22 protein-coding genes are annotated in these 26,718 nt (G+C 71.5%); 11 read left to right on the forward strand and 11 right to left on the reverse strand.

Annotated elements, in window-relative coordinates:
• Window positions 1-235: 235 nt before the first annotated feature.
• Entirely contained in the window at window positions 236-1,267 is a 1,032-nt protein-coding gene (gene glpX / locus WJM95_RS20910) for a class II fructose-bisphosphatase (RefSeq protein WP_339131215.1), read from the reverse strand.
• 126 nt (window positions 1,268-1,393) lie between these two features.
• Between glpX and WJM95_RS20915 the strand changes: the two genes are divergently transcribed.
• Window positions 1,394-1,912 (forward strand): DUF4245 domain-containing protein, encoded by a 519-nt coding sequence (locus tag WJM95_RS20915; protein WP_339131216.1) that lies wholly within the window; start codon window positions 1,394-1,396, stop codon window positions 1,910-1,912.
• Window positions 1,913-2,003: 91 nt separating this feature from the next.
• Here WJM95_RS20915 and WJM95_RS20920 read toward each other — a convergent pair whose 3' ends face one another.
• From WJM95_RS20920 to WJM95_RS20935, 4 genes are all read right to left on the reverse strand, one after another.
• The gene (locus WJM95_RS20920; RefSeq protein WP_339131217.1) at window positions 2,004-2,594 is read right to left on the reverse strand and encodes a malonic semialdehyde reductase; all 591 of its coding nucleotides are present in this window, start codon (window positions 2,592-2,594) and stop codon (window positions 2,004-2,006) included.
• A gap of 268 nt (window positions 2,595-2,862) precedes the next feature.
• A complete protein-coding gene (locus WJM95_RS20925) occupies window positions 2,863-3,099 on the reverse strand; it encodes an exodeoxyribonuclease VII small subunit (RefSeq protein ID WP_339131218.1) in 237 nt (78 codons plus the stop codon).
• 9 nt (window positions 3,100-3,108) lie between these two features.
• The gene (gene xseA, locus WJM95_RS20930; protein ID WP_339131219.1) at window positions 3,109-4,317 is read right to left on the reverse strand and encodes an exodeoxyribonuclease VII large subunit; all 1,209 of its coding nucleotides are present in this window, start codon (window positions 4,315-4,317) and stop codon (window positions 3,109-3,111) included.
• Between the two features lie 126 nt (window positions 4,318-4,443).
• Window positions 4,444-5,814: an APC family permease gene (locus WJM95_RS20935; protein WP_339131220.1), complete on the reverse strand. Its 1,371-nt coding sequence runs from the start codon at window positions 5,812-5,814 to the stop codon at window positions 4,444-4,446.
• Between the two features lie 90 nt (window positions 5,815-5,904).
• On the opposite strand from WJM95_RS20935, the gene WJM95_RS20940 reads away from it, so the two are divergent.
• Entirely contained in the window at window positions 5,905-6,918 is a 1,014-nt protein-coding gene (locus WJM95_RS20940; protein WP_339131221.1) for a 4-hydroxy-3-methylbut-2-enyl diphosphate reductase, read from the forward strand.
• A 29-nt stretch (window positions 6,919-6,947) separates the two neighbouring features.
• Window positions 6,948-7,697 (forward strand): ROK family protein, encoded by a 750-nt coding sequence (locus WJM95_RS20945; RefSeq protein WP_339131222.1) that lies wholly within the window; start codon window positions 6,948-6,950, stop codon window positions 7,695-7,697.
• Between the two features lie 31 nt (window positions 7,698-7,728).
• Here the strand turns inward: WJM95_RS20945 and WJM95_RS20950 are convergent, their stop codons facing one another.
• Window positions 7,729-8,307 carry a DUF6542 domain-containing protein gene (locus WJM95_RS20950; protein ID WP_339131223.1) on the reverse strand — a complete coding sequence of 193 codons (579 nt, stop codon included), beginning with the start codon at window positions 8,305-8,307 and terminating at the stop codon, window positions 7,729-7,731.
• Between the two features lie 197 nt (window positions 8,308-8,504).
• On the opposite strand from WJM95_RS20950, the gene ychF reads away from it, so the two are divergent.
• A complete protein-coding gene (ychF, locus tag WJM95_RS20955; protein ID WP_339131224.1) occupies window positions 8,505-9,593 on the forward strand; it encodes a redox-regulated ATPase YchF in 1,089 nt (362 codons plus the stop codon).
• 82 nt (window positions 9,594-9,675) lie between these two features.
• Here the strand turns inward: ychF and WJM95_RS20960 are convergent, their stop codons facing one another.
• The 3 genes from WJM95_RS20960 to WJM95_RS20970 all read right to left on the reverse strand — a co-directional run bounded on the left by WJM95_RS20960 (window position 9,676) and on the right by WJM95_RS20970 (window position 14,013).
• Complete coding sequence (locus tag WJM95_RS20960; protein ID WP_339131225.1) at window positions 9,676-11,556, reverse strand: DUF2075 domain-containing protein; 1,881 nt, start codon at window positions 11,554-11,556, stop codon at window positions 9,676-9,678.
• Between the two features lie 110 nt (window positions 11,557-11,666).
• Window positions 11,667-13,724 (reverse strand): DUF2075 domain-containing protein, encoded by a 2,058-nt coding sequence (locus WJM95_RS20965; RefSeq protein ID WP_339131226.1) that lies wholly within the window; start codon window positions 13,722-13,724, stop codon window positions 11,667-11,669.
• Between the two features lie 160 nt (window positions 13,725-13,884).
• Complete coding sequence (locus tag WJM95_RS20970) at window positions 13,885-14,013, reverse strand: DUF6408 family protein (RefSeq protein WP_339131227.1); 129 nt, start codon at window positions 14,011-14,013, stop codon at window positions 13,885-13,887.
• 371 nt (window positions 14,014-14,384) lie between these two features.
• On the opposite strand from WJM95_RS20970, the gene WJM95_RS20975 reads away from it, so the two are divergent.
• Window positions 14,385-16,574, forward strand: a complete 2,190-nt coding sequence (locus WJM95_RS20975; protein ID WP_339131228.1) for a DEAD/DEAH box helicase — start codon at window positions 14,385-14,387, stop codon at window positions 16,572-16,574.
• A 294-nt stretch (window positions 16,575-16,868) separates the two neighbouring features.
• On the opposite strand, the gene WJM95_RS20980 is transcribed toward WJM95_RS20975, so the two are convergent.
• Complete coding sequence (locus WJM95_RS20980; protein WP_339131229.1) at window positions 16,869-17,975, reverse strand: threonine synthase; 1,107 nt, start codon at window positions 17,973-17,975, stop codon at window positions 16,869-16,871.
• 182 nt (window positions 17,976-18,157) lie between these two features.
• Between WJM95_RS20980 and WJM95_RS20985 the strand changes: the two genes are divergently transcribed.
• From WJM95_RS20985 to WJM95_RS21010, 6 genes are all read left to right on the forward strand, one after another.
• Window positions 18,158-19,417, forward strand: coding sequence for a DUF4190 domain-containing protein (locus WJM95_RS20985; protein ID WP_339131230.1), 1,260 nt, complete (start codon window positions 18,158-18,160; stop codon window positions 19,415-19,417).
• 148 nt (window positions 19,418-19,565) lie between these two features.
• Complete coding sequence (locus WJM95_RS20990; RefSeq protein WP_339131231.1) at window positions 19,566-20,318, forward strand: GntR family transcriptional regulator; 753 nt, start codon at window positions 19,566-19,568, stop codon at window positions 20,316-20,318.
• Window positions 20,319-20,651: 333 nt separating this feature from the next.
• Window positions 20,652-20,834, forward strand: a complete 183-nt coding sequence (locus WJM95_RS20995; RefSeq protein WP_339131232.1) for an SPOR domain-containing protein — start codon at window positions 20,652-20,654, stop codon at window positions 20,832-20,834.
• A 45-nt stretch (window positions 20,835-20,879) separates the two neighbouring features.
• Window positions 20,880-21,287 (forward strand): (deoxy)nucleoside triphosphate pyrophosphohydrolase, encoded by a 408-nt coding sequence (locus WJM95_RS21000; protein ID WP_339131233.1) that lies wholly within the window; start codon window positions 20,880-20,882, stop codon window positions 21,285-21,287.
• A 130-nt stretch (window positions 21,288-21,417) separates the two neighbouring features.
• Window positions 21,418-21,834 carry an ATP-binding protein gene (locus tag WJM95_RS21005; RefSeq protein ID WP_339131234.1) on the forward strand — a complete coding sequence of 139 codons (417 nt, stop codon included), beginning with the start codon at window positions 21,418-21,420 and terminating at the stop codon, window positions 21,832-21,834.
• A gap of 248 nt (window positions 21,835-22,082) precedes the next feature.
• A complete protein-coding gene (locus WJM95_RS21010) occupies window positions 22,083-24,869 on the forward strand; it encodes a SpoIIE family protein phosphatase (protein WP_339131235.1) in 2,787 nt (928 codons plus the stop codon).
• 158 nt (window positions 24,870-25,027) lie between these two features.
• Here WJM95_RS21010 and WJM95_RS21015 read toward each other — a convergent pair whose 3' ends face one another.
• Window positions 25,028-26,617 carry a hypothetical protein gene (locus tag WJM95_RS21015; RefSeq protein ID WP_339131236.1) on the reverse strand — a complete coding sequence of 530 codons (1,590 nt, stop codon included), beginning with the start codon at window positions 26,615-26,617 and terminating at the stop codon, window positions 25,028-25,030.
• Between the last annotated feature and the right edge of the window lie 101 nt (window positions 26,618-26,718).

The following is a 26,718-nucleotide window of genomic DNA, read 5'->3' on the forward strand; positions in this document are numbered from 1 at the left end:
GACGGGGCGCTGTGCCCCGCACGGGCCGCGCCAGGCCGAGCGCCGGCGCGTGTCGCCCCCGTGGGAAACGGCGGGAAACGGCGGAGTGCCGGCTCGGGCTGAGTGCCGGCTCGGGCTGAGTGCCGGCTCGGGCTGAGCGCCGGCTCGTACCGGCTCAGGAAAACGGCAGGAAAAAGGGGCGCCCCTCCGCACAAGGGGCGCCCCTTTCGCGCCTCTGGGGCGCCGGAGCGTGGTCCTACTTGGCGCGGTCGAAGTCGATCGCGCTGTACGCCCGCAGCTTGCTCAGACGGTGCTCCGACCGGATCTGGCGGACCGTGCCCGACTTGGACCGCATCACGATCGACTCGGTCGTCGCGGTCTCGGAGCGGTAGCGCACTCCGCGCAGCAGCTCGCCGTCGGTGATGCCGGTCGCGACGAAGAACACGTTCTCGCCGGAGACCAGGTCGTTCGTGGTCAGGACGCGGTCGAGGTCGTGCCCGGCGTCGACCGCCCGCCGCCGCTCCTCCTCGTCCTTGGGCCACAGCTTGCCCTGGATGGTGCCGCCGAGGCACTTCACCGCGCAGGCCGAGATGATGCCCTCGGGCGTGCCGCCGATGCCGAGCAGCAGGTCGATGCCCGTGCCCTCGCGCAGCGCGAGGATCGAGCCCGCGACGTCGCCGTCGGAGATCAGCTTGATGCGCGCGCCGGTCTCCCGGATCTCCTTGATGATCCCGTCGTGGCGCGGCCGGTCGAGGATGACGACCGTGACGTCCTCGGGCGTGACGCGCTTGGCCTTGGCGACCCGGCGGATGTTCACGGCCACGGACGCGTTGATGTCGACGAAGTCGGCGGCCTCCGGGCCGGTGACCAGCTTGTCCATGTAGAAGACCGCGGACGGGTCGAACATGGTGCCGCGGTCGGCGGCGGCGAGCACGGCGATGGCGTTCGTCATGCCCTTGGCGGTGAGCGTGGTGCCGTCGATCGGGTCGACGGCGATGTCGCACTCGGGACCGGTCCCGTCGCCCACGCGCTCCCCGTTGAAGAGCATCGGGGCCTCGTCCTTCTCCCCTTCGCCGATGACGACGACGCCGTTCATCGAGACGGTGGAGACGAGGGTGCGCATGGCCCGGACGGCGGCGCCGTCGGCGCCGTTCTTGTCGCCGCGGCCGACCCAGCGGCCCGCGGCCATCGCGGCGGCCTCGGTGACCCGGACGAGTTCGAGGGCGAGGTTGCGGTCGGGGGCTTCCGACGGGACTTCGAGTTCGGAGGGCAGATGATGCTCGGTCATCGACACGCACCTTTCTGATACGACGACGGCCGGATGAGGGTGATGTCCCGACTCTATCGCCAGGCTTACAAAATGAGCAGGGGGCCCCACGGATGAGCAGACCAGGGCACCTGCGACGATAGGCGCGTGGCAGGTATGAAAGGCAAGCAGTCGGTCCGGGACATGATTCTTTCCCTGGGCCTCATCGGGCTCATGGCGGGCGTCATCTACATCTTCATCCCGCATGACGACTCCAAGCCCGATATCAAGCGTGTCGACTACCGGGTCGAGCTGCTGACGGCTCGCCGGGCGGCGAGTTATCCCGTCGCGGCGCCCGAGGGGCTGCCCTCGGCGTGGAAGGCGACCTCGGTGCGCTACGACGGCAGCGAGTTCGATGCCTGGCATCTGGGCTTCCAGGACCCCGACGGTCAGTACGTGGCGGTCGAGCAGTCGACTCAGCGGCCGGCCGTGTTCATCGACACGGCGAGCCAGGGCGCACGGCAGACGAAGGACACCCGGCGCATCGGCGACCGCACCTGGCGGCGCTACGAGGGCGACCACTACGACGCGCTCGTCCTGGAGGGCAAGGGCGCGACGACGGTGGTGACCGGCACCGGGTCGATCGGCACGCTGGTGAAGATGGCGGAGGCACTGAAGACCTCCTAGAGGCGCCGGGTGCGCCCGCGCGGAACCCCCAAGGCATGGAGAAGGGCCCCCGGCGCGCCGGGGGCCCTTCTTCGTTCTCTGGTGTCGTCGGTCAGACGGTCGTGATGACCTGGTCGGCGTCCAGGCGCGGGGAGCGCTGGAACCAGGCGCCCTCGCCGGGCTTGCCGATGTTGACGATCATCAGCGGGGTGTGGTCGTCGTCCAGGAACTCCTTCTGGACACCCGCGAGGTCGGCACCGGTCATCGGGCCCGCGGCCAGACCGGCGGCACGGACGCCGATGATGAAGTACGCGGCCTGGAGGGCGGCGTTCATCGCGGCGGAACCCTCACGGACCGGGCGCTCGGAGAAGAACATGTCCTTGGCGGCCGGGAAGTGGGGCAGGAGCGCCGGAAGCTCCTCGTGGAACTCGTTGTCCGCGGAGAGGATCGCGACCAGCGGGGCGGCGGCGGTCTTCGCCCGGTTGCCCTCGGCGAGGTGCTGGACCAGACGCTCACGGGCCTCGGGGGAGCGGACCAGTGTGATGCGCAGCGGGGACTGGTTGAAGGCGGTCGGGCCGAACTTGACCAGGTCGTAGATCGCCTGGACCTGCTCGTCGGTCACCGGCTCGTCGGTGAACGTGTTCGCGGTGCGGGCCTCGCGGAACAGCAGGTCCTGAGCGGTGGGGTCAAGGACGAGAGACATGAAGAACCTTCTCGGTATGTGCGTTGGATCCGGGGGGATCTGTTGGCGAGTACGACAGTACGCCGAAGAGGTTTAAAGTTCAATCAAAACTGGGGCGTGGTGATCCGCTTCACAGACGGAGGGATCGAAAAAGCGGAGCCCGCCGTGTCGCGGGCCCCGCGGGGGCTGTTCGAAGCGGGGCGTCAGGGGGAGCCGGGCCGGAGTCGGGGCCGGCGCCGGTGTCGGCCCGGGCCGGGGTCGGTGCCGGTCCCGGGGCCGGAGCCGCTCGTCACTCGGACCCGGCGTCCGCCTCCTCCGCCCGGGACTCCTCGGCCAGGGCCGCGTCCAGACGGGCCCGCGCGCCCTCCAGCCAGCGCCGGCACACCTTGGCCAGCTCCTCGCCCCGCTCCCAGAGGGCCAGGGACTCCTCCAGGGTCGTACCGCCCGCCTCCAGGCGACGTACGACCTCGATCAGCTCGTCCCGTGCCTGCTCGTACCCGAGCGCCTCGTCCACCTTGCTGGTCATCCGCCCACCCTACGCATCGACTCGGACAGTGAATTCACCCTCGGCGACCCGCGCCCGCAGCGTCTCGTCCGCCGCCACCTCGGCCGGGTCCCGGACCACGTGCCCGTCGGCTCGCTGGAGCACCGCGTACCCCCGCTGGAGGGTCGCCGCGGGGGAGAGGGCCACCACGCGCGCGTGGGTGTGCGTCAGCTCCGAGTCCGCGCGGTCCAGCAGATGCCCGAGGGTGCGCCGGCCCCGGTCGAGCAAGGCGGAGACCTGGTCCGCCCGCTCGTCGACCATCCGGTGCGGATCCTCCATCCAGGGCCGGGCCAGCGTGTGCGCGAGCCCCCGCTCCTCGCGGTCGACGAACGCCCGCGCACAGCGCCGCGCGCGGTCCCGCAGCATCCGCACCCGCTCGTACTCCTCGCCCACGTCCGGCACCACCTTCTTGGCGGCGTCCGTCGGCGTGGACGCCCGCAGGTCGGCCACCAGGTCGAGCAGCGGGCTGTCCGGCTCGTGCCCGATCGCCGACACGACCGGTGTGCGGCAGGCCGCGACCGCGCGGACGAGCTGCTCGTCGGAGAACGGCAGCAGATCCTCCACGCTGCCGCCGCCGCGCGCCACGACGATCACGTCGACCTCGTCGAGCGCGTCCAGCTCCTTCACCGCCTGGACCACCTGCGGTACGGCGTGGACGCCCTGCACGGCGACATTGCGGACCTCGAAGCGGACGGCGGGCCAGCGGTGCCGGGCGTTCTCCAGCACGTCACGCTCGGCCGCCGACGCGCGCCCGCACACCAGCCCGATGAGCTGCGGCAGGAACGGCAGCGGCTTCTTGCGCTCCGCCGCGAACAGCCCCTCGGCCGCCAGCGACTTCTTGAGCTGTTCGAGGCGGGCCAGGAGCTCTCCGACTCCCACCGGCTTGATCTCGGTGGCGCGCAGGGAGAGCTGCCCGCGCGGCGCGTACCACTCCGGCTTGGCGAGGACGACCACGCGGGCGCCCTCGCTCACGACGTCGGAGACCGCGTCGAAGACCTGGCGGAAGCAGGTCACGCTCACCGAGATGTCGTACGACGGGTCGCGCAGCGTCAGGAAGACGACGCCCGCGCCGGGGCGCCGCGACAACTGGGTGATCTGTCCCTCGACCCACACCGCGCCGAGCCGGTCGATCCATCCCCCGATGAGCCGTGACACCTCGCCGACGGGCAGCGGAGCGTCCGCGGACGTGTTGAGAGCCATGGACCGAGCGTAGTGGCCCCCACCGACAACGCCCGTAGCCGTCCGCCACGGTTCGCGGCGGTGCGGCCCCGGTCGTGTGCGGTCCGGTCCCGGTCGTGTGCGGTCCGGTCCCGCCCCTCGCGGCTGCTACCCCGTGGCCGCCGTCCGTCGCCCTTGGGCGAACAGCACCACCAGACCCACCGCCAGCCACACCACCCCCGCCACCTGGGCCGTTCCCGACGCCTCGGTGATCACCGCGACGGTGATCGCGGCCCCGAGCACCGGCATCAGGACGTGCCGCCACCACACCACGGGCCCGCCGCGGTGCCGTACGGCGAACCAGCCCACCACCGAGGCGTGCAGCAACGTGAACGCGGTCAGCGCGCCGATGTCGACCACCGAGACCAGCTTGTCGAGGCCGTCGTCGCGGCGCGCCGCCCACACCGCCGCGACCAGCGTGATCACCGCCGAGCACACCAGGGCCGCCCGCGGCACCCCGGAGGCGGTGCGCGCCAGTGCCCTCGGCAGCCGCCGGTCACGGGCCATCGCGAAGACGATCCGCCCGGCCGCGGCCTGCCCGGCCAGCGCCGCGAAGGCCGCTCCGACCGCCTTGCCGACCGCCACGAGATCGTGCAGCCACGAGCCGACCGAGGCGTCCACGGCGTCGTAGAACGCCGGTCCCTGGAGGGCGGGGTCGGCGGCGAGCCGCGCGGACGGCAGCGGTTCCAGCAGTGCCGCCAGATACGTCTGCGCCACGAACAGCACCCCCGCCAGCGCCAGGCAGAACAGCACCGCGCGGGCCACCTTCTCCGAACCGCCCGTGACCTCCTCGGCGAAGGAGGCGATCGCGTCGAAGCCCAGGAAGGACAGGACGGCGACGGACACGGCTCCCACGACCGCCGACAGCGCGAACGCGCCCTGGGTGCCGTCGCCCGACAGCGGGGACAGCCAGCCGCGCTGCGCGCCGTCGCGCGCGAGCACCACGGCCGCCGACACGACGAACACGGCCAGGATCACGACCTCCAGCGCGAGCACCAGGAAGCCGACACGCGCCGCCGTACGGACCCCGTAGAGGTTGAGGAACGTCGTCACGACCACGGCCAGCGTGGTCCACACCCACCGGGACACCTCGGGGACCAGCGCGTTCATCGCGATCCCGGAGAACAGATAGGCCACCGCCGGAATGAGCAGATAGTCCAGCATCACCATCCACCCCGCGACGAACCCGGCCCCCGGACCGAGCCCCGCGCGCGCGTAGGCGAACACCGAGCCCGCCTGGGGGACCACCCGGACCATCTGGGCGTAGCTGAAGGCGGTGAACGCCATGGCGGCCGTCGCGACGAGGTAGACCAGCGCGACCGCGCCGTGCGACCTCGCGTCCAGCGTCCCGAAGACCCCGACCGGCGCCATCGGGGCGATGAACAGCAGCCCGTAGACGACCAGGTCCCGGAAGCCGAGGCTGCGCCGCAGCTCCCGCTCCGCCGGGTCCGTGCTCGCGCCGGTCCGCGCCTCGGACATCGTGCCTCCCGGGAATCGCCTGGTCCCGCCCCCGGCTCCCCACAGTGTCCCCGAGGAGGCGATCCCCGACCCGCCGGGCGCGGCCTTACGATGGTGGGCATGACCGCTTCTCCTGGCCGCCGTGTCCTGCTCGCCGCCCCCCGTGGCTACTGCGCGGGCGTCGACCGTGCCGTGATCGCCGTCGAGAAGGCCCTCGAGCAGTACGGGGCTCCGATCTACGTCCGTCACGAGATCGTCCACAACAAGTACGTCGTGCAGACCCTGGAGAAGAAGGGCGCGATCTTCGTCGAGCAGACGGCGGAGGTCCCCGAGGGGTCCATCGTCATGTTCTCCGCGCACGGCGTCTCCCCCGTCGTCCACGACGAGGCCGCCGCCGGCAAGCTCGCCACCATCGACGCGACGTGCCCGCTGGTCACCAAGGTCCACAAGGAAGCCGTCCGCTTCGCGAACGAGGACTTCGACATCCTCCTGATCGGGCACGAGGGCCACGAGGAGGTCATCGGCACCTCCGGCGAGGCGCCCGACCACATCACCCTGGTCGACGGCCCCGAGGACGTCGCCAAGGTCGAGGTCCGCGACCCCTCCCGGGTCGTCTGGCTCTCCCAGACCACCCTCTCCGTCGACGAGACGATGGAGACGGTCGACGCCCTGAAGGAGAAGTTCCCGCTCCTCATCTCCCCGCCGAGCGACGACATCTGCTACGCCACGCAGAACCGTCAGCTCGCCGTGAAGCAGATGGGTGCCGAGGCCGACCTGGTCATCGTGGTCGGCTCGCGCAACTCCTCCAACTCGGTGCGGCTCGTCGAGGTCGCCAAGCTCGCCGGCGCCCGCGCCGCGCACCTGGTCGACTTCGCCGACGAGATCGACGCGACCTGGCTGGAGGGCGTGACCACGGTCGGAGTCACCTCCGGCGCCTCCGTCCCCGAGGTCCTCGTCGAGCAGGTCCTGGAGTTCCTGTCCGGGCACGGCTTCGAGGACGTGGAGATCGTCAAGGCCGCCGAGGAGTCCATCACCTTCTCGCTCCCCAAGGAGCTGCGCCGCGACCTGCGCGCGGAGGCGGCCGCACTGGTGGAGGCACGCACCGGTGGTCCGTCCGGGAAGTGACAGTCAGCCGTACGTCGTAACGTAGGGCCATGAAGATCTTCGGTGTGGACATTGGCGGATCCGGGATCAAGGGTGCCCCTGTGGACCTTGACCGCGGGGACCTGGCGGAGGAGCGCTGCAAGGTGCTCACCCCGCACCCGGCGACGCCCGACGCGGTGGCCGACGGCGTGAAGGACGTCATCGACCACTTCGGCTGGACGGGCCCGGTGGGCATCACGTTCCCCGGTGTGGTGACCGGCGGTTCCACCATCCGCACGGCGGCCAACGTCGACAAGTCCTGGATCGACACCGACGCGGGCGCGCTGCTCGGCGAGCGGCTCGGCGGTCTGCCGGTGACCGTGCTGAACGACGCCGACGCGGCGGGTGTCGCCGAGATGGAGTTCGGCGCCGGCAAGGGCCGCCGGGGCACGGTCATCCTGCTCACCTTCGGCACGGGCATCGGCAGCGCCGTCTTCACGGACGGCGAGCTGGTCCCGAACACCGAGCTCGGGCACCTGGAGCTGAACGGCCACGACGCCGAGAAGCGGGCCTCCACCAAGGCCAAGGACGACCACGAGCTGACCTGGGAGCACTGGTCGCGCCGGGTCACCAAGTACCTCGCCCATGTCGAGATGCTGTTCTCCCCGGAGCTGTTCATCATCGGCGGCGGTGTCAGCCGCAAGGCCGACAAGTTCCTGCCGCTGATCGAGGGCATCAAGGCGGAGATCGTCCCCGCGCAGCTCCAGAACAACGCCGGCATCGTGGGCGCGGCGATGCGCGCGGCGCAGATCTCCCGGTAGCGGCGGAGCCGCCCGCGGCGGTACGCGGGGGTCAGCGGGCCTGCCGGCCGGACGGCAGGCCGCGCGCCCGGTCCCGCCGCTGGGCGGTCCTGTGGCCGACCAGCCGGATCCTGCGGACGGCCACGACGAGGACCGCGGCCAGCGTCCCGCCGTACAGCCAGCCCGCCTGGAGCGCGAGCGCGGTGACCAGGCCCATGAAGTGACCGGCGAGGCCGCCACCGCCGTCGTCGGCGAGCGGCGGCAGCCCGACGGCGAAGGCGATCGGTACGACCACGGGCGCGGTCACCAGGTCGCCGGGCCGCACCCACAGCGCGGTCAGCAGGCACACGGGCAGGAACAGCACCCCGTACACGGTCGCCGACCCGTCGAACAGCAGGGCGTCGAGGCAGGCCAGCACGAACATCGAGGCGCCGCAGAACAGGCCGCCGCCGAGCCCGGTCAGCCGGGGCCGGGTCGTGCCGGGCTGCTGCCCGACCCGTGCGGGCGCGGGCCGCCGCGGCGCCGGTCCGTCTCGCCGGACACCGCCGCCCGCGGCCCGCCCGCCCTGTGCCGGAACCGGTGCCCCGCGTCGCGGTCTGTACTGAGGGGGACGCGTCCTGTGTTGCTCCACTGGACCAACTTAGGTCGTTTTATGTGTGGAACGGCTCATCGGACACGCCGGAGAACAAGGGAAGACGTGGCCGTGGAACGAGCTTGGCCATGCGTTCGATACCTCGCGGGCCGGGGGCGGTCCACGCCGTAGACTGGTGGATCGGCCCGCTCTTCTGGAGGGCCCTTCGCCCATCCTCTCGTACGGGAAGTCGCAACGTGTCGCTCACGATCGGAATCGTCGGTCTGCCCAATGTCGGCAAGTCGACCCTGTTCAACGCCCTGACCAAGAACGACGTGCTCGCGGCCAACTACCCGTTCGCCACGATCGAGCCGAACGTCGGCGTGGTCGGTGTCCCCGACCCCCGGCTGACCAAGCTGGCCGAGATCTTCTCCTCGCAGAAGATCCTCCCGGCGACCGTCGACTTCGTCGACATCGCGGGCATCGTGCGCGGCGCGAGCGAGGGCGAGGGACTGGGTAACAAGTTCCTCGCGAACATCCGCGAGTCGGACGCGATCTGCCAGGTCATCCGCGCGTTCAAGGACGAGAACGTCGTGCACGTCGACGGCAAGGTCTCGCCCAAGGACGACATCGAGACGATCAACACCGAGCTGATCCTCGCCGACCTCCAGACGATCGAGAAGGTCCTGCCGCGCCTCCAGAAGGAGTCGCGCATCAAGAAGGACATCGCGCCCAAGGTCGCGGCGGTCGAGGCGGCCAAGGAGATCCTGGAGAAGGGCGACACCCTGTTCTCCGCGGGCATCGTCCAGGGCTCGGGCAACGAGGAGCTGCTGCACGACCTGCACCTGCTCACGACCAAGCCGTTCCTGTACGTCTTCAACGTGGACGAGGACGAGCTGGTCGACGACGACTTCAAGGCCGAGCAGCGCGCCTTGGTCGCCCCCGCCGAGGCGATCTTCCTCAACGCCAAGCTGGAGCAGGACCTCGCCGAGCTCGACGAGGAGGACGCCCTGGAGCTCCTGGAGTCGGTCGGCGCCGAGGAGCCCGGCCTCGCCACCCTGGCCCGCGTCGGCTTCAACACCCTCGGCCTCCAGACCTATCTGACGGCCGGCCCCAAGGAATCCCGCGCCTGGACCATCAAGAAGGGCGCGACGGCCCCCGAGGCCGCCGGTGTGATCCACACCGACTTCCAGAAGGGCTTCATCAAGGCCGAGGTCATCTCCTTCGCCGACCTGGTCGAAACCGGCTCCGTCGCCGAGGCCCGCGCCAAGGGCAAGGCCCGCATGGAGGGCAAGGAGTACGTCATGCAGGACGGGGACGTGGTGGAGTTCCGGTTCAACGTCTAGTCGGAGTCTCGCCTGGGCGGGTTGTTCAGCGCGCAGGTCGAAAGGGGGGCCGCCCAACCGGGCGGGCCCCCTTTCGAGTGAGTTACACGGCAGCAAGGCTCGAGGTTGCGGCGGCCAGGGTGTGGAGCTTCCGGCGCGTTTCGGCATCGGACGAGTACACCACTGCGCCGATCATCCCCCGCGTGAGCAGCACCTTGTACGTGTTGCGGATCAGTCGGTCCACATCCGCGTCCGGGGTCGACTTCTTGAAGACCGGATCCTTGGACGCTGAACGGTCGGTGACCCAGCGGTCGCCTCGCCACACGAGGTCAGGACCTATGATCACGCCGCTCCAGTCGTACTCGAAGCCCTGTGCGGTGTACACGCAGCCCACTTGTCCGAAGCCCGCTGGATCGGTTGCCCACAGCGCGGCTGGCGGCGCGCCCGCGACCGAGCGGTCACCGAAGACGTTCCAGGGCCGTTCCCACTCCCCGATGACGACGTCCGCGGGCAGTGCCTGGCCTGGTGACACCTTCTTCGTCCATTTCCAGCAGTAGCCCGCGGACATGCGCGCGCTGTACCCCTGCGATCGGTGACCTTCGAGGAACGTCTCCAGCTCCTGAGGGCTGTCCACGACCGTGAGGTGCATCTTGTCGTCGGGTTCCCATTCCACCGGACCGCCTGGAGCAAGGCCCAACAGCCTGACCACCCAGCGCAGGTATGCGTCGCTGCCACCGCACCGGAACTGGCTGTCCAGAGGCACCACTCGACATCGGAGCCCCTTCTTCGCAGCGGCTGCCTCGATCTCCGCGACCGTGCCCATTTCGCCGGGCCGAACGACCTGATGCTCGTCGAGCAGGAAGACCGGGACGCGTGCGACGTCGATGAGTTCCTCGATCTGGGCTTTGCCGGTGCGGTTCGACGCCGACGTGTAGCGGTTGGCCGATGTCTCCCGGATACGGTGGGCCTCGTCGCATATCAGGACGTCGAGGCTGTTGCGTTCGGCGGCCATGAAGCTGTTGAAGTACTTGAAGAGGTCCTTCACCTCGCGCTTCCGGGCCCCCGCCACCTTCCTCATGGTCGTCGTGAACGAACTGGAGCCCGTCGCGTGCAGCGCGGTGGTGCCCTGGCGGTACAGCTCACCGAGGAGCGACAACGCGATGACACTTTTGCCGGTGCCGGGCCCGCCGGCGACGATCACGACTTCCTTGTGGTCGGACTGCTTGGCGCGGCGCACGGCGTTCAGGACCGTGCGGTACGCGATCTGCTGCTCGTCCAGCAGGACGAACTGCTCACGCTCACGGACCTCTTGAGCGGCCACCGCCATGAGTTGCCTCGATGGACCGATCTTCCCGTTGACGAGCTCGTCCGCCGCCGAAGCGCCCGACTCCGGCGCCAGCCGGTTACGCAGGAAGTCGATGAACTCGCCGCGTCGTGCACCGATGAAGAGTCGACCGTACCGGTCCTGCTCCGCCTCGAAGAGCCCGCTGACACCGAACTCGGTTGCGTTGTGCAGATACGCGGCGCCGTTGATGCGTTCCGGGTGCTCGGCCAGGGCCCCGTTGAAGGAGACGAGGTACTCGCAGTAGCCGCGCACCTGGTCGGCCGGGTTCAGCACCGCCCTGTTGTACGCATCAACGCGGCACAGCGACGGATCGTCGTCGTCCGGCTCCGCGCTGCTCCACTGCTTCAGCTCCACGACGACGTAGGACGGCAGTCCGGTCTTGGGGTGCACCCCGGCCAGCACGGCATCGGCCCGCTTGCTGTTCAGCGGCAGTCCGTACTCCAGGAGCATCTCCACCCGGCCGAGCCCGGCATCGTTGAGCGCGTTCGCGAGCACGGGGATGCTCCGCTCCCACGAGCGCACCTCGGACGAACCCGGCTTGTGACCGTGCACGTGCACGAACTGCTCCGTCAAGCGGAAGAACAGGGCACCGGAGTGACACTCGGCAGCGACCGCTGCGGCGGAGTCGCGGAACAGCAAGAAATGCCCCCAGGCAGCACGAAGAATCTCGCGCGGGTGGGGGCATGTCCTTCGTGACTCCGCCAGGCGGAGTGGAAGCCCGGCGGGCCGCGGCTACGTCGGGATCAAGATTACCCGTGCCGTCTGCGGTGGGCGGGTGGCAGCTGTGATCCTTCGGCGGTGAGCTTCGGCTGGGCGCCGTCGTAGTGCTGCATGCCGATGGCACCTGGGATCAGTCTGCGCAGTGCGTTGTGGGTCGCCGGGTCGACCGCGTAGACCACGGTGCCGACGACGCCGCGGGTGAGGAGCACGTGGTAGGCGTTGAGGACGCACCGGGTGACGATCGCGTCGTCGATCGGACCGCGGAAGGCGGGGTCGCACGAAGCGCTGCCGTCCACCTTGAACTTCCCGTCGCGGAAGAGCAGATCGGGTCCGATGATGACGCCGTTCCAGTCGTACTCGAAGGTCTGTGCCGTGTAGACGCAGCCGATCTGGTCGACACCACGGCGATCGGTCGACCACAGGTCCGACCGTGGTGCGTTCGGGACGCTGTACTCCGGCTTCACGTTCCAAGGCCGGCGCCAGTCCCCGATGCGCACGTCGTCGACGAGCTGTTCCCCGTCCGGGTTGCTCCACGGCCAGCAGAAGCCCGCAGTGATGCGGGCCGTGGCCCGTTCCGCATGGCGTTCGCGGATGAACCGCTCCATCTGCTCGGGGGAGTCGGCGACCGTCAGCGTCATCCTCCCGTCCGGTCTCCAGGCGACCGGATCGGAGAGGTGAAGGCCCAGTAGCTGCTGAACCCAGCGCTGGTACCGCTTGCTGCCTCCCGCTCGGAACGTGCCCTCCAGGTCCGTCACTTCGACATCGCAGCCCATGCGCTCGGCGAGCTCTTTGAGATATGCGGCGGTGCCCACCTCGTCCGGACGGATCGACTGGTGATCGTCGAGCAGGAAGATCGGCACTCTCGCGGCTCTTATCAGCTCGGCTGCCTGTGGCCGGTCGTCGTCTCGTAGATTCTTCGGCATCCAACGGTGTGTCGAGCTGCGTCGCATGCGGTGCGCTTCATCGCAGATGAGGACGTCGATGCTGTCCGGCGGGCTGTCGCTGAAGCTGTTGAAGTAGCGGTACAGCCTGTTGGCCGCGCGACGTTTGTCTGCGGTCCGCCCTCGGCGGGCCGTGCTGATCATGATCTCGCGCAGAGTCTCCGTGTAGGCGTGGGAGCCGCTGGCCAGTACGGCTTCACGGCCCGTGAGCCCGAGGGAACGCTGCAACTCGAGGGCTACGGCGCTCTTCCCGCTGCCCGGGCCGCCCCGCAGAATGTAGACGCGCTTGACGCTCGGAACGGCAGCCTGGAGGTGGGCGGCTTCGGCGTCGTAGAACAGACCCACGTTCAAATCAGTGAACTGGGTGGTCTTCTCCAGGTGCCGTGTGATCCGGTCGAACGCGACGTACTGTTCGTCGAGGAGCGTGAGACCGCCACCGACAACAGAACGTTGACGGGCCACATCGGTGACCTTGAGCAACGGGTCCTGGCGGGCCTGCTCCAGCGCGGACGCCGCCCGTTTCCCGGACGCGGCGGTGAATCTCGACGTGAGTGCTCTTCGGAAGCGAGTCAGATCATCGAGCGTGTAGAGGAAGCCGTGGTCGCTCTCGTGCAGATCGAACAGGGCTTCCACATCCGCGTTCCGTGCGTTGTGGAGCAGTGCCACACCCATCAACTGGTCTTCGTTCTCCCGAAGATGGGGTAAGTAGCGCAGCATGTACTCGCAGTAGCGCTGGATCTGCCGGACCGGGTGCAGCTTGTTCTTCCCGTCGCCGAACCCGAGATCGACGGCGATGGGGCACAGCGGGTCCACCGTGGCGTGCCGTACTTGTTTCAGCTCGACCGCAAGGTATGAATCCGTCCCTGTACCGGGGCGCAGGCCGCACAGCACCAGGTCGACCGCGGAATTGGTGTGCGGGAGGTCGACCTCGATCTGCACCTCGACTTCGCCAAGGCCGCAGTTCAGTAGGGCTCTGACCACTACGGGGACGCTGTTGTTCCACGAAGCGATGTCCCCCTGGCCCGGCGTTCCTCCCTTGATTCGGGAGTGCTCATGGATCAGTCGCTCTGTGAGCGGGAGGTGCGCAGATCCGGATCGGGCCACTATGAGTCGGCCGAGCTCGGCTGCTGACAGTTGCAGGAGCACGAAGGGTCCCCAGGCACGAGATGACTCGTGCGGGTGGGGGCATGTCCTTCGTGACTCCGCCGAAGCGGAGCGGAAGCCCGTCGGGCCGCAATGACGTTTGCAGACTACCCGGCTGAGAAAGAAAGGCGGGCGGGCCCTGGAGGCCCGCCCGTCGCTCGGCTCAGCCGAGGCGGTGCACCACGACCTGCGCCAGAGCCCACGCCAGGTTCGAGCCGAGGCTCGCCGCGATGCCAACCAGGACATCACGGACCCAGGTGCGGCGCTTGGGCATGTACTCGACGGCAGCCACAGGAATGCGTCCCCTTCGGATTGATCGGTGACGGCGCCGGATGGCTCCCGCCGGGAGCGCACCATGGGGCTCCATCACCGAACCGAAGGGCATCGCGTACTCCCCGGGTCGCGTCACGTACACCCTCCGAGGAGGGCACGCGGTGCACAACAACGGTAGTACACAACTGGGCAGCTCGGGGCGCGAGTTAATACGCGGGTACCGGCGAGCCGGTGGGGTCTCTCCGGGCCGCGCACGGTGCTGAGACAGAACATTCGCGCCGGGAATATGGTGATTTCATCTCAACTTGTGATCATTGGCCACCGCATGTGCGGTGGTCCCGCGAGTGACCCGGGGCCGGCCGGCCCCGGGCCCGGGTGGGCGGTGGGAGGATGCGGGGACGGCGAGGAGGGGTGGGGCGGGTGGGGCGTGGGGAGCGGGATGCCGTTGCTCGGGGGGTGCGGCTGTTCGAAGCGGCCCGGGCCGTGGCGGGGGACCACGAAAAGGCGGTGGACGCGGTACGGGCGGCGCTCGCGCCGATCCACGACGCGGCCGTCGGGCGCCACCTCGACGCCATCCCCGTCGCCCGGCTCCAGGACGTCACCGAAGGCCGGCTGCGGCTCACGAGCGTGGAGCAGAGCGGGCTGCGCACCGTGGGCGCCGTCCTGGAAGCCGGGCCCTACCGGTTGCGGCAGATCCCCGGAGTGGGGCAGCGCACCGTCGACCAGATGCTCGCCGCCGCCGCCCGGCTCGCGGAGGCCGTGCACGAGAGCGTGGCCGTCCACATCGACGTGGACCGGCCCGAACCCGGCACCACCGCGCTCGTCACGGCCCTGCACGTCCTGGCCGAGGCCGGCCCGGACGCCCGTCGCGCGCTGGAGCGGGCCGCCGCCCTCTCGGAGCGGCTCGGTCCCGCCCTCGCCGACGCCAGGCCCGCCGCCGGACGGCTCCGGATGCTCGTGGCGGGCAGGGAGAAGAAGTCCCGCGCGCTGGCCGCGGTCGCCGAGATCCGGTCGCTGGTGGACGAGGCGGAGCGGGCGGGCACTCCCGGACTGCTCGCCCAGGCGTCGGTGGATCTGCTCCGGGGCCCCTCGTCCGACGTCGCGGCCTGGGTGGACTTCGAACTGCGGTCCGCCGATTACTACAGCCTGCTCGCCGACATCTCCGGGCGGCAGCCGGACGCGGCCGCCGCCGAGGGGTTCCTGCCGGACGACATCGTCGAGCGGGTGCGCACCCAGCCCCTCGACGACGCGCACCGGCGGGTCTCGCTGCGCGGCTACCAGGCGTTCGGCGCCCGGTTCGCGCTCGCGCAGCGCAAGGTGATCCTCGGCGACGAGATGGGCCTCGGCAAGACCATCCAGGCCATCGCCGTACTGGCGCACCTGGCCGCCGAGGGGCAGTCCCGCTTCATGGTCGTCTGTCCGGCGAGCGTCCTCGTGAACTGGACACGGGAGGTCGAGGCGCGCAGTGCCTTGCGGGTCACGGTGCTCCACGGCCCCGACCGGCACTACGCGTTCGCCGAGTGGAAGGAACGGGGCGGGGTCGCGGTGACCACGTTCGACGCGCTGCGCGGTTTCCCCGCACCGGGCGCGGACGAGGTCGCCCTGCTCGTCGTCGACGAAGCGCACTTCGTGAAGAACCCCCGGGCCAAGCGGTCCCAGGCGGTCGCCCTGTGGGCGGAGCGCTGCGGGCGGGCCCTCCTCATGACGGGAACCCCGCTGGAGAACAGGGTCGTGGAGTTCCGTGACCTGGTCCGGATGCTCGACGGCGCCGTCGCCGACTCCCTGGGCGAACGGGACGCGCTGGCCGGGTCGGTGGCCTTCCGCAAGGCGGTGGCCCCGGTCTACCTGCGGCGCAACCAGGAGGACGTGCTGACGGAACTCCCCAGTCTCCAGCGCACCGACGAGTGGGAGGAGTTGAGCGCGTCGGACGAGGAGGCGTACCGGGACGCCGTGCGCGCGGGCAACTTCATGGCGATGCGCAGGGCCGCGTACCTGCGTCCCGAGAAGTCGGCCAAGCTGGGCCGGCTCCGGGAGATCGTTCAGGAGGCCGCCGAGAACGGGCAGAAGACGGTCGTCTTCTCCAACTTCAAGGACGTACTGGGTGTCGTGAGGGACGAGCTCACGGCGGCCGTCGCCGACCGCGCGCCCCTGTTCGGTCCGCTCACCGGAAGCGTCCCGGCGGGGCGGCGGCAGCAGATCGTCGACGACTTCGCCGGCGTCACCGGCCCCGCGGTGCTGCTGGCGCAGATCCAGGCGGCGGGCATCGGCCTCAACATGCAGGCGGCCTCCGTCGTCGTCATCTGCGAACCCCAGATCAAACCGACCATCGAACACCAGGCGGTGGCCCGGGCCCACCGCATGGGCCAGGTGAGACCGGTGCGTGTGTACCGTCTGCTCGCCACCGGGGGAGTGGACGAACGCATGGTGAAGATGCTGGAGGCCAAGACCCGCCTCTTCGACGCCTACGCCCGCCGCAGCGCCGTGGCCGAGGCCACGGCGGACGCGGTCGACGTGTCGGACACCGAACTGGCGCGCCGGATCGTCGAGGAGGAGCAGGCGCGCCTGGGCATGACGGTGTGAGGCCCCCGGCTGCCCGGAAAGCAGAGGACCGACCGCGCGACCCGGACGACCGGCCCCGGCCGCGGGGCCTGCGACACCGGCTCCGACTCCAGCCCCGGCCCCAGCCCAGCCCGGCCCGGCCCGGCGCCGACCCCGGCCCGGGCCTGCGCAGCCCAGGCACCCGCCCCGGCCGCACGGCCTGCGACACCGGCCCGGCCGCGACGCCTGCGACCCCGGCCCGGGCCCGCGCGGCCCGCAACACCTGCCCCGGACCGGGCCCGAGCGGCCGGGGCCGGACCCGGTCCCGGCCAGGGATCAGGCTCGCGCCATCCCCGTCTTCACGCCCGCGCCGCACAGCGGCACCACCGCCTCGCGGCCGGCGAGGGCACCCGCACGGACCGCGGCCCAGCAGGCCACCCCCGTCGACTCCACGTACAGCCCGCGCCCCGCGAGATCCGTCTGCGCGTGACGGATCTCGTCCTCCGTCACGGTCAGGAAGGCACCCCCGGAGGCGCGTACCGCGCGCAGGATCTGACGGGCCCGCAGCGGGTGCGGGATGGCGATGCCCTCGGCGAAGGTGGGCGCCGCGGGAGTCGTGCCGACGAGCTCCTCGGCCCCCTCGGACCAGGCACGGGCCAGCGGCGCGACCGCCGCGGCCTGGACGGCGTACAGCGCGGGCCTCCTGTCGATCAGCCCGGCCGCGTGCAGTTCGGCCACGGCGAGCGCGGCGCCGAGGAGCAGCGTGCCGTTGCCGACCGGCAGCACGATGACCTCCGGCAGGCGTCCGCCGAGGTCCTCCCAGAGTTCGTGGACGTACGTCTTGGTGCCGTGCAGGAAGTACGGGTTGAAGACGTGCGAGGCGTAGAACACCCCGTCCTCGTCGGCCGCCTCGCGCGCCGCGCGTGCCGTCGCCTCGCGGTCGCCCTCGACCACCCGCAGCCGCGCCCCGTGCGCGCCGATCTGCTCCAGCTTCTTCGCCGAGGTGCCCTCGGGGACGTAGACGGTGCAGTGCAGTCCGGCCCGAGCGCAGTACGCGGCCACCGCCGTGCCCGCGTTGCCGCTGCTGTCCGCGATCACCCGCCGGGGTCCGAGCCGCAGGGCCAGTTCGGCCAGCAGCACGGCCCCGCGGTCCTTGAACGACAGCGTCGGCATCAGGAAGTCGAGCTTGGCGAGGACGTCCTCGCGCAGGGGGACCAGAGGCGTACGGCCCTCGCCGAGGCTGACGGTCGGCGCGGCCAGCGGCAGGCACTCGGCGTACCGCCACATCGAGTTCACCCGGCCGGCCAGGGAGGCGAGGGGAGCAGGCGTCGGCGCGAAGTCCAGGTCGAGCGGGCCGCGGCAGACCGGGCAGCACCAGGCGAGCGAGCCGGCCGGGACCCGCGTGCCGTCCGTCGGGCAGAAGCAGTCCGGCAGTGCAGTCATGGGTGCAGGTTAGACGCGCCACCGCGGGACGGGACGCTTCGCGCGTCCCGGAGCGGCCGGTGCCCCGGCGCGGCCCGGACGGCCTCCGTCACGGCCCCGCCCGTGCCGCGCTTACGATGCGCGCAGCCATTCGGCCGTCGTACGCGCGTTCCGTCGCGCATGCATGAGGAGCAAGGGAAAACGTGGCCATACCCCCGCCGCCCGGCCCGCAGCAGCCCGAGGGGCAGTACCCGCCGCCGGGGACGCCGCCGTATCCGCACGCCCCGTACCCCCAGGGGCCCGCCCCGCAGGGTCCGTACGCGCAGGGTCCGTACGCGCAGGGTCCGTACCAGCAGGGTCCGTACGCGGGCCCGTACCAGCCCTGGGGGCAGGGCTACTCCCCGTACAACAGGCCCGCTCCCTTCAACGGGCTCGCCATCGCGGCGCTGGTCCTCGGCATCCTCTGTTTCCTGCCCGCCGTCGGGCTGCTGCTCGGGATCGTCGCGCTCGTGCAGATCAGGAAGCGCGGCGAGCGGGGCAAGGGCATGGCCGTGGCGGGCATGATCCTGTCGTCGATCGGCGTCGTCCTGCTGGCGCTCATGGTCGCCACCGGGGGAGCCCGCGACTTCTGGGACGGCTTCAAGGAGGGGGCCGACAGCGGCGGCAGCTCGCTCTCCCTGCACAAGGGCCAGTGCTTCGACGCGCCGAGCGGCACCCTGGAGGGCGTCGCCTACGACGTCGACTTCGTGCCGTGCTCCGGGAAGCACGACGCCGAGGTGTTCGCCGAGGCGACCGCGCACGACGGTTCCTACCCGGGCGACTCCGCGGTCTCCGCCGAGGCCGGGGACATGTGCTACACGCTCACGGACACGTACGCGATGGACGGCTGGGCCGTCCCGGACGACGTCGACGTCTACTACTTCACGCCGACCCGGCAGAGCTGGAGCAGGGGCGACCGCGAGATCACCTGCATGTTCGGGAACACCGACGAGCACGCGACCCTGACGGGCTCGCTGCGCAAGGACTCCACGACGCTCGACGCGGACCAGCTCGCCTATCTGGAGGCGGCGCGGATCCTCAACCGGGCGATGGACACGGCCCCCGAGGCGCAGTACGTCGAGGACGACCTGCCGGGCCACAAGAAGTGGGCGACCAGGGTCTCGGGGGCTCTCGCGAAGCAGACCGGGATGCTCCGGGGCCACACGTTCGCGCCCGCCGTGAACCGCCGGGTCGCGGTTCTGGCCAAAAATCTCGACCGGGCCCGCGCGGAATGGCTGAAGGCCGCTGGGTCGCCGGACGCGGACACCTTCTACGCCCACTACGACAAGGCCATGAAGTTCATGGACCCCGACAAGACGGTCACGACCCGCAAGGCTCTGGGGCTGGCCACCACCCCGCCGAAGGAGGACCAGGGCGGCAGCGGCGGTAGCGGCGGCGAAGACGGCTCCGGAATCGAGGTGTGACGGCAGCCACAGTGGGGAGAAAGTGCCTGCGTAATGCCCTCAAAGGGCAGACGTCATCACATCGAGTGATTCTCTGGCCTTCGCTTGCATGGCACAACCCACGGTTGCCACGCTGTTGCTGTCTGTACAACCTGATGGGAGCGGCTAAGTGACATTCGGTGAGCAGCCGGCGTATCTGCGCGTCGCGGGCGATCTCCGCAAGAAGATCGTCGACGGTTCGCTGCCACCGCACACCCGGCTCCCCTCGCAGGCCAGAATCCGCGAGGAGTACGGAGTCTCGGACACGGTCGCCCTGGAGGCGCGCAAAGTGCTGATGGCCGAGGGCCTGGTCGAGGGCCGCTCCGGCTCGGGCACATACGTCCGCGAGCGTCCGGTGCCGCGCCGCCTCGCCCGCTCCGGGTACCGCCAGGACAGCGGCGCCACCCCCTTCCGCCAGGAGCAGGCCGACCTCGCCGTGCGCGGCACCTGGGAGTCGCACAGCCGGCAGGTCGAGGCGAGCGGCGCGATCGCCGAGCGGCTGGACATCCAGCCCGGCGACCGTGTGATGTGCACGAACTACGTCTACCGCGACGGCGGCGAGGCGATGATGCTCTCCACCTCCTGGGAGCCGCTCGCCGTGACCGGGCGTACGCCGGTGATGCTCCCCGAGGAGGGCCCGCTCGGCGGCATGGGTGTCGTCGAGCGCATGGCGGCCATCGACGTGATCGTGGACAACGTCACCGAGGAGGTGGGCGCGCGCCCCGGCCTCGCCGAGGAGCTCCTGGCGCTCGGTGGCGTCCCCGGTCATGTGGTCGTCGTCATCCAGCGCACGTTCTACGCCTCGGGCCGCCCGGTGGAGACGGCCGACGTGGTGGTCCCGGCGGACCGGTACCGCATCGCCTATCACCTGCCGGTGAAGTGACGGAACGTCACGTCCCTCCCGTGTGACGTCCGGTGCGCCGCGCGGGCCGTCGACCGGTGCGCCGTTCGCGGGCCCGGTTGGAATCCGGCCTTTTCCCGCATCGCGGACAGGGGTGACTTCGTCCTGCTCGCGGGCGCGCGGGGAGTCGTGAGCGGCGCGTTCGGTGGCGTGCGCCCCCTGGCTCGTCGTTCCTTACTGGCCGGTTGCGTACCTCTTTGTGTAAACCCGTGTTCGCTGCGTGAAGGTAAGGCGTACGCTCGGGCATATGCGGATTGCGGTTTCGATGGAATGCGGGGTTCGACGGGGGCCCGAGGCGGGAAGTGGAGGGGCTCGATGAACGACAGCATGATCACGCTTCCCTGGCTCGTCATACGGCAGGACGACAACGGCAATCGCTATCGCGTGGGCAGGTACGCGACCCGCGCCGAGGCCCAGAAGATCGCGGACAGCCTCGACAGCCGCGGACACAAGCAGCTCTACTGGGTCGAGCGCGTCGGGGCGAACGGAACCCGCTGAACCGGCCGCATCCGGACCCCCTCCCGCTCCCGTAGGCTCCGGCGCATGACGGAACCGATCGTGGTGGTCGCGGGCGCCGTGGTGCGCGACGGGCGTCTGCTGGCGGCCCGCCGCAGCGCGCCCCCCGAGCTCGCCGGGCGCTGGGAGCTGCCGGGCGGCAAGGTCGAGCCCGGTGAGACCCCCGAACGCGCCCTCGTGCGCGAGTTGCGCGAGGAACTCGGCATCGACACACGCGCGCTGGAGCGTGTTCCCGGCGAGTGGCCCCTGAAGCCGGGCTACTCCCTGGTGGTGTGGGCCGCACGGCTGCTGCCCGGCTCGGCCGAACCGGCACCCCTCCAGGACCACGACGAACTGCGCTGGCTGACACCCGGAGAGATCTGGGACGTGGACTGGCTCGACCAGGACGTGCCGGCGGTCAAGAGCGCACTGCCCCGGCTCGATCAGGGCGCGTGACGATCCGGCAGCCCGTATGAGCGCCGTTCGCGCCACAGCGTGCCCCGGGGCGCGGTAAAGCGTCACCGATATCGGGTATGTGCCCATTAACCCCCCGAAACCGGGCGTGGGTGGGTTTCTGGTCTGGGAAGTGATCGGCTTGATCGACACTGACGGCTACTGTGCCGAGTGGACCTTTCCCGCGGAGCCCGGTGCCGTCCGCACCGCCCGCGCCGTCGTCCGGGGACAGCTGCGCGAATGGGACCTCGAATCCCTCGGCGACATCACCGCACTGCTCGTCAGCGAACTGGTGACGAACTCCCTCCGGCACGCGACGGGCCCGATCGGCGTCCGTCTCGTACGTCCCGAGGGGGCGCCGGGCGTGCCGGGGGCGCTGCGCGTCGAGGTCTCCGACCCGCTGCCCGACCCGCCGCGCGAACGGGCCGCCGACACCTCCGACGAGAGCGGCCGCGGACTCCAGCTCGTGGCCGGGTCGTGCAGACGCTGGGGCACCTGGCCCGCGGACAACGGCAAGACGGTCTGGTTCGAGCTGGCCGTTCCGGACTGAGGGACGGAAGACGGGAACGACCGCGCGGCACGCGGCCGGATCACGCCGCCGACCGGAGTCCGCTTGTTTGGTTCGACGGGGCGCCACCTGGTTAGAAGACTGGGAGTATGTCGCGGCCGGTCCAAAAACCATCGGGACCGTGCTGTGATCGTGAACACCGTGTCGTGCGGCCCCGTAGTGCTGGATACTGCGGGCAGCCGCCTCCGGTGACCGGTGCCGGACGCGGTGAGCTGGAGGGGACGGTTCGCGTGAGCGAGATACCAGCGAAGGCCACGGAGTCCGAGGACCCGTCGGACGGCGCGAGGGCTGATGCGGCGGGCGATGTCGCGCGCGCGGTTCCGGGCGAGTCCGCGGGCGCCACGGGCGCGGCCGGCGGTGTGACGGCGGACGCGGCCGAGGACGGGGCCGGCCGCACGACCGGCGACGCGACGGGTGGAACGCCGGGCGGGACGGCCGGTGAGGTGCCGGGTGACATCACGGGCGAGGTGCCCGGAGACGCGACCGGCGAGGCGCCCGGTGACGCGATGTGGCAGAGCAGTCCGCCCGGTTCCATCTACGACTACATCAAGGCCGCCTCCTTCTCCATCGGCGCGGACGGGCTCGTCGACCAGTGGAGCCTGCGGGCCGAGCAGATCTTCGGCATCCCGGCGGAGCGGGCCGTCGGCCTGGATCCCATCCAGGCGTTCGTCCCCGCGGACCGGCGCGAGTCCGGTCAGCGGAAGATGGCGGAGATCCTGGACGGCCGCGAGTGGACCGGTCTCGTGCCCTTCCGCACACCCGCCGCCGAAGGCGCGGGCGAGGGCGCCGGGGACCCCGGGGGCAGGGAGGGCCTCGCCGAGGTCTACGTCATGCCGACGACCACCGAACACGGTGAGCGGGCCGCCGTATGCATCGTGGTGGACGTCAGGACCCTGCGGACGATCGAGACGGACCTCGCCGCCTCGCAGGCCATTTTCGGTCAATCTCCGTTCGGCTTCCTGCTGATCGACACCGATCTCCAGGTCCGGCGCGCCAACAAGCGGTTCGCCTCGATCTTCGGCGGCACCGTCGACGACCATCGCGGCAAGGGCGTCCACGACTATCTCCCGCACGCGGAGGCCGAGCGGGTGACGGCGGTCCTGCGCCGGGTCCTCGAAACCGGTGACTCCATCACGGACATGCACGTCACCGGGCAGGTCCCCGGATCCGACGAGCGCCGCCACTGGTCCATCAACCTCTACCGCGTGCACAGCGGCAGCGGCCGCCCCATCGGTATCGCCTGGCTCGGAACCGACATCACCTCCCGCCGCGCCGCCGCCCGTGAAGCGGCCGCCGCCCGGCGCAATCTCGCCCTGCTGAACGAGGCCGGCGCCCGCATAGGCAACTCCCTCGACCTGGAGACCACCGCGCGCGAACTGCTCGACGTCGTGGTCCCCGGCTTCTGCGACCTCGCGACGGTCGACCTGTACCAGGGACTGCTGGCCGGCGACGAGACCCCGCCCGGCCTCGCGGACGGCAGCGCCGAACTGCGCCGGGTGGCCTTCGCCAGCGCCGTCTCCGACGCGCCGTTCGCCGGCGGCCCGGCCCCCGTGGCCGTCGGCGCCGTCCACCACTACCCGTTCAACTCGCCCTGCGCGGACGCCCTGCGCACCGCGCGCCCCCAGCACCTGCCCGCCGACGACGGCGGCCTCATACAGTCCACCCTCGCCGTCCCGATGGTCGCCCACGACACGGTCGTGGGACTCGCCCAGTTCTCCCGTACGAAGGGCAGCGAACCGTTCGGGGAACGCGACCGCGCCCTGGCCGTGGAGCTCGCCGCCCGCGCCGCCGTCTGCATCGACAACGCGCGCCTGTACCGCCGCGAGCACGAACGCGCCCTGATCCTCCAGCGGTCCCTGCTGCCCCCGGGCGACCCCGAGGCCTCGGGCCTCGACATCGCGTGCCGCTATCTGCCCGGCAACGCGGCCACCGAGGTCGGCGGCGACTGGTTCGACGTCATCGAACTCCCGGGCCACCGCACGGCGCTCGTGGTGGGTGACGTGATGGGCCGCGGACTGCGCGCCGCCGTGGCGATGGGTGAACTGCGCACCGCGGTACGCACCTTGGCGCTGCTCGACCTCGAACCCGCCGAGGTCCTCTCGGCGCTGGACGAGATCGCGCGCGGCCTCGGCACCCCCGGAGGCGTCCAGCAGGCCACCCGCGCGGGCCGCCAGCCCCGCGACGCCGACCTCTCCGAGGTGTACCTCGCGACCTGCGTCTACGCCGTCTACGACTCGGTGACCCGCCGGTGCACCTTCGCCAACGCGGGCCATCTGCCGCCCGTGCTCGTCGAGCCGGGCGAGAACGCGCTGATGCTCGACGTGCCGCCCGGCATGCCGCTCGGGGTGGGCGGCGAGCCCTTCGAGGAGGTGGAGGTCGAACTGCCCGAGGGCGCCCTGCTGGCGCTCTACACGGACGGGCTGGTCGAATCGCGCGACCACCCCCTGGACGAGGGCCTCCAGGCGTTCGTCGGCGCCCTCACCGACCCCTCCAGGCCGCTGGAGGACGTCTGCGACCACGTCCTGAACACCCTCGACACCCACCACGGCGAGGACGACATCGCCCTGCTGATGGCTCGTGTCCAGGGACTGCCCGCCGAGTCCGTCGGCGACTGGACCCTGCCGCGCGAGCCGCGCAGCGTGGGGCGGGCCCGCGAGTACGCGCGCACCCAGCTCGTCGCCTGGGACCTCGAACCCCTCGTCGACACGACGGAACTGCTGGTCAGTGAGCTGGTGACGAACGCCCTGCGCTACGGCGAGGGCGAGATCAGGCTGCGGCTGCTCCTCGACCGCACCCTCGTCTGCGAGGTCTGGGACGCCGGACTCGTCCAGCCGCGCCGCCGCCGCGCCCGTGACACGGACGAGGGCGGCCGGGGCCTTCAGCTGGTCGGTCTGCTCTCCGCGGGCTGGGGCTCCCGCCGGACCCCCCGGGGCAAGACGGTGTGGTTCGAACTCCCCCTCCCGGACGGAGGGACCCCCCTCACCGACCCGGCGGAAGCACTCCTGAGCCTGTTCTGAGGAGTTGAGGGGCTGACTGGGCTGACGGACTGACGGGCTGACGGGCTGACGACTGAGGGTCCTGAGGGCTGGAAAGCCGAGGGGCCCCGGGCCGAGAGCCGTTCCGGGCCCCGCCCGCCCCGTCCCACGCCGGCCCGGTGAGGCGCGCCCCGGGGCGGTCAGGTGAAGAACGCCCCCCGGCGGCCCCGGGTGCGGGGGCCGCCGTAGCTCATCGGGCCGCCCTCGCCGTCGCCCAGGAGGATCCCGCCGAGCACCGCGCCACCCGCTCCGGCTCCGCCGCGGCCGCCCGAGGGGTTTCCGTACGCCCGTACGTCCCGCTCGGCGAGCCGGCGCGCCTCCCGGGCCAGGTCGTCGGCCCGCAGCACCTCCGAGAGCGGGGCGGACCCCGGCCCGAGCAGCCGCCGTGCCTCGGCCAGCCGGGTCCGCGCCTCGCCGCCGACCGCGCCGCGGTGCGTACCGACGAAGCACGCGGCCCCGGCGAGCGCGCTGCGGGCGGGGACGAGCGCGTGGTCCCGCCCGTCGGGGCCGTCACCGCCGCCCGCCCCGGCCAGGCCGGCGGCCGCCTCCGTGACCCGGCGCAGCGCGTCCAGCGGATCGTGGGGCCCGGCCGCCGTCTCGTGACCGACCGCGGAGAGCACGGACTCCGCGTGCCCCAGCGCCCCGACGAGCCCGGCGCGGGCCTCCGCCGGGAGGGCCAGGACCGTGTCGCGCGCGGCCTTCGCCGCCGCGATCGCCTCGGGCAGCGCGGCCTCCGCCGCGGCCAGTTCACCGGCCAGCCGGTCCACACCGTCCGCCAGGTCCAGGGCCTGTGCCAACGCCCCTTCCGCCGCCCGCAGATGGGCCGCAGCCTTCGCGCCGTCGCCCCGGCCCGCGTACTGCCGTGCCTGGTTGAGGTGCGAGGTCGTGAACAGGAGCCGGTCCTTGGCCTGTTCGGCGTGGCCGAGGACCGGGAGCGAGGCGGCGGGCGTGTACCGGTCGTGGAGTCCGGCGATCGTGGCCTCGGCGGCGCGGGTGTGCGCGCCCGCCTCACGGAAGCGGGTCTCCGCCGCCTCCAGCGCGGCCACCGCGTTGCGCTCCAGGGCCCGGATCTGGTCGAACCCCGGAGCGGCCGCGTCCAGCCGCTCCCCGGCGTCCTGGCACAGGGCGACGATCTCCTCCAGGACCCCCCTGCGGTGGTCCTCGTCCTCGGCCGGGTCAGCGCCGGCGCCGGACCCCTCCGCCTCGTCGAGGCGCTGCCGCAGCCGGAAGGCCGCGGCGAGTCCGGCTTCCGCGTGCCGCAGGTCGTACACGAACGGTTCGATGGCGTCGCCCGGCGCGCGGTCCGCGGCGAGAGCGAGCTCCTCGGCGGCGACCCGTGCGCAGTCGTCGGTCTCGACGAGCAACCGCACGGCCCGCAGGTCGAGTTCGGACAGCGGGACGAGCGCGGCGTCGCCGCCGGGTGTCGTCCGGGTCGTCGCCCGCCGTCTGCGGCGCCCGTACCCGTACGCCGCGACCGCGCCCGCCGCGCCCGCCGCGACCAGGGGCGGCACCAGATCGCCCGTCGCCGTCGCGTCCTGCGCGGTCGCGGCCGGCGGGGGACCGGCGCCCGTCTCGCGCGCCGCGCCGGCCGGGACGTCGGCCCCCGCCCGCGCCAGTGGCAGCAGCAGCCAGCCCATCGCGACCAGCCCCCCGAGCACGGCATGCGCCACCCGCACGGCTATGTGCGACGGGACCCGGCGCGACCGGCTACGGCTCTGGGGCGACGTCACATTTGGGAGCGTATGGCCGTTCGAGCGCCTCCGCGACCGGTATACGAGGAGTTGGGGGCAGTTGGGGTACGGGAGGTACGGGTGATCGCGAGAGGGGTTCG

Origin of the sequence: Streptomyces sp. f51 (genome assembly GCF_037940415.1) — a bacterium.
Lineage (GTDB): Bacteria > Actinomycetota > Actinomycetes > Streptomycetales > Streptomycetaceae > Streptomyces.

Bases quoted from the DNA above. Each gene is read 5' to 3' on its own strand.
- glpX (WP_339131215.1), bottom strand. From the start codon at position 1,267: ATGACCGAGCATCATCTGCCCTCCGAACTCGAAGTCCCGTCGGAAGCC.
- WJM95_RS20945 (WP_339131222.1), top strand. From the start codon at position 6,948: ATGAAGATCTTCGGTGTGGACATTGGCGGATCCGGGATCAAGGGTGCC.
- WJM95_RS20925 (WP_339131218.1), bottom strand. From the start codon at position 3,099: ATGACCAGCAAGGTGGACGAGGCGCTCGGGTACGAGCAGGCACGGGAC.
- WJM95_RS20935 (WP_339131220.1), bottom strand. From the start codon at position 5,814: ATGTCCGAGGCGCGGACCGGCGCGAGCACGGACCCGGCGGAGCGGGAG.
- WJM95_RS20940 (WP_339131221.1), top strand. From the start codon at position 5,905: ATGGTGGGCATGACCGCTTCTCCTGGCCGCCGTGTCCTGCTCGCCGCC.
- WJM95_RS21000 (WP_339131233.1), top strand. From the start codon at position 20,880: ATGACGGAACCGATCGTGGTGGTCGCGGGCGCCGTGGTGCGCGACGGG.
- xseA (WP_339131219.1), bottom strand. From the start codon at position 4,317: ATGGCTCTCAACACGTCCGCGGACGCTCCGCTGCCCGTCGGCGAGGTG.
- WJM95_RS20980 (WP_339131229.1), bottom strand. From the start codon at position 17,975: ATGACTGCACTGCCGGACTGCTTCTGCCCGACGGACGGCACGCGGGTC.
- WJM95_RS20920 (WP_339131217.1), bottom strand. From the start codon at position 2,594: ATGTCTCTCGTCCTTGACCCCACCGCTCAGGACCTGCTGTTCCGCGAG.
- WJM95_RS20975 (WP_339131228.1), top strand. From the start codon at position 14,385: ATGCGGGGACGGCGAGGAGGGGTGGGGCGGGTGGGGCGTGGGGAGCGG.
- WJM95_RS20995 (WP_339131232.1), top strand. From the start codon at position 20,652: ATGAACGACAGCATGATCACGCTTCCCTGGCTCGTCATACGGCAGGAC.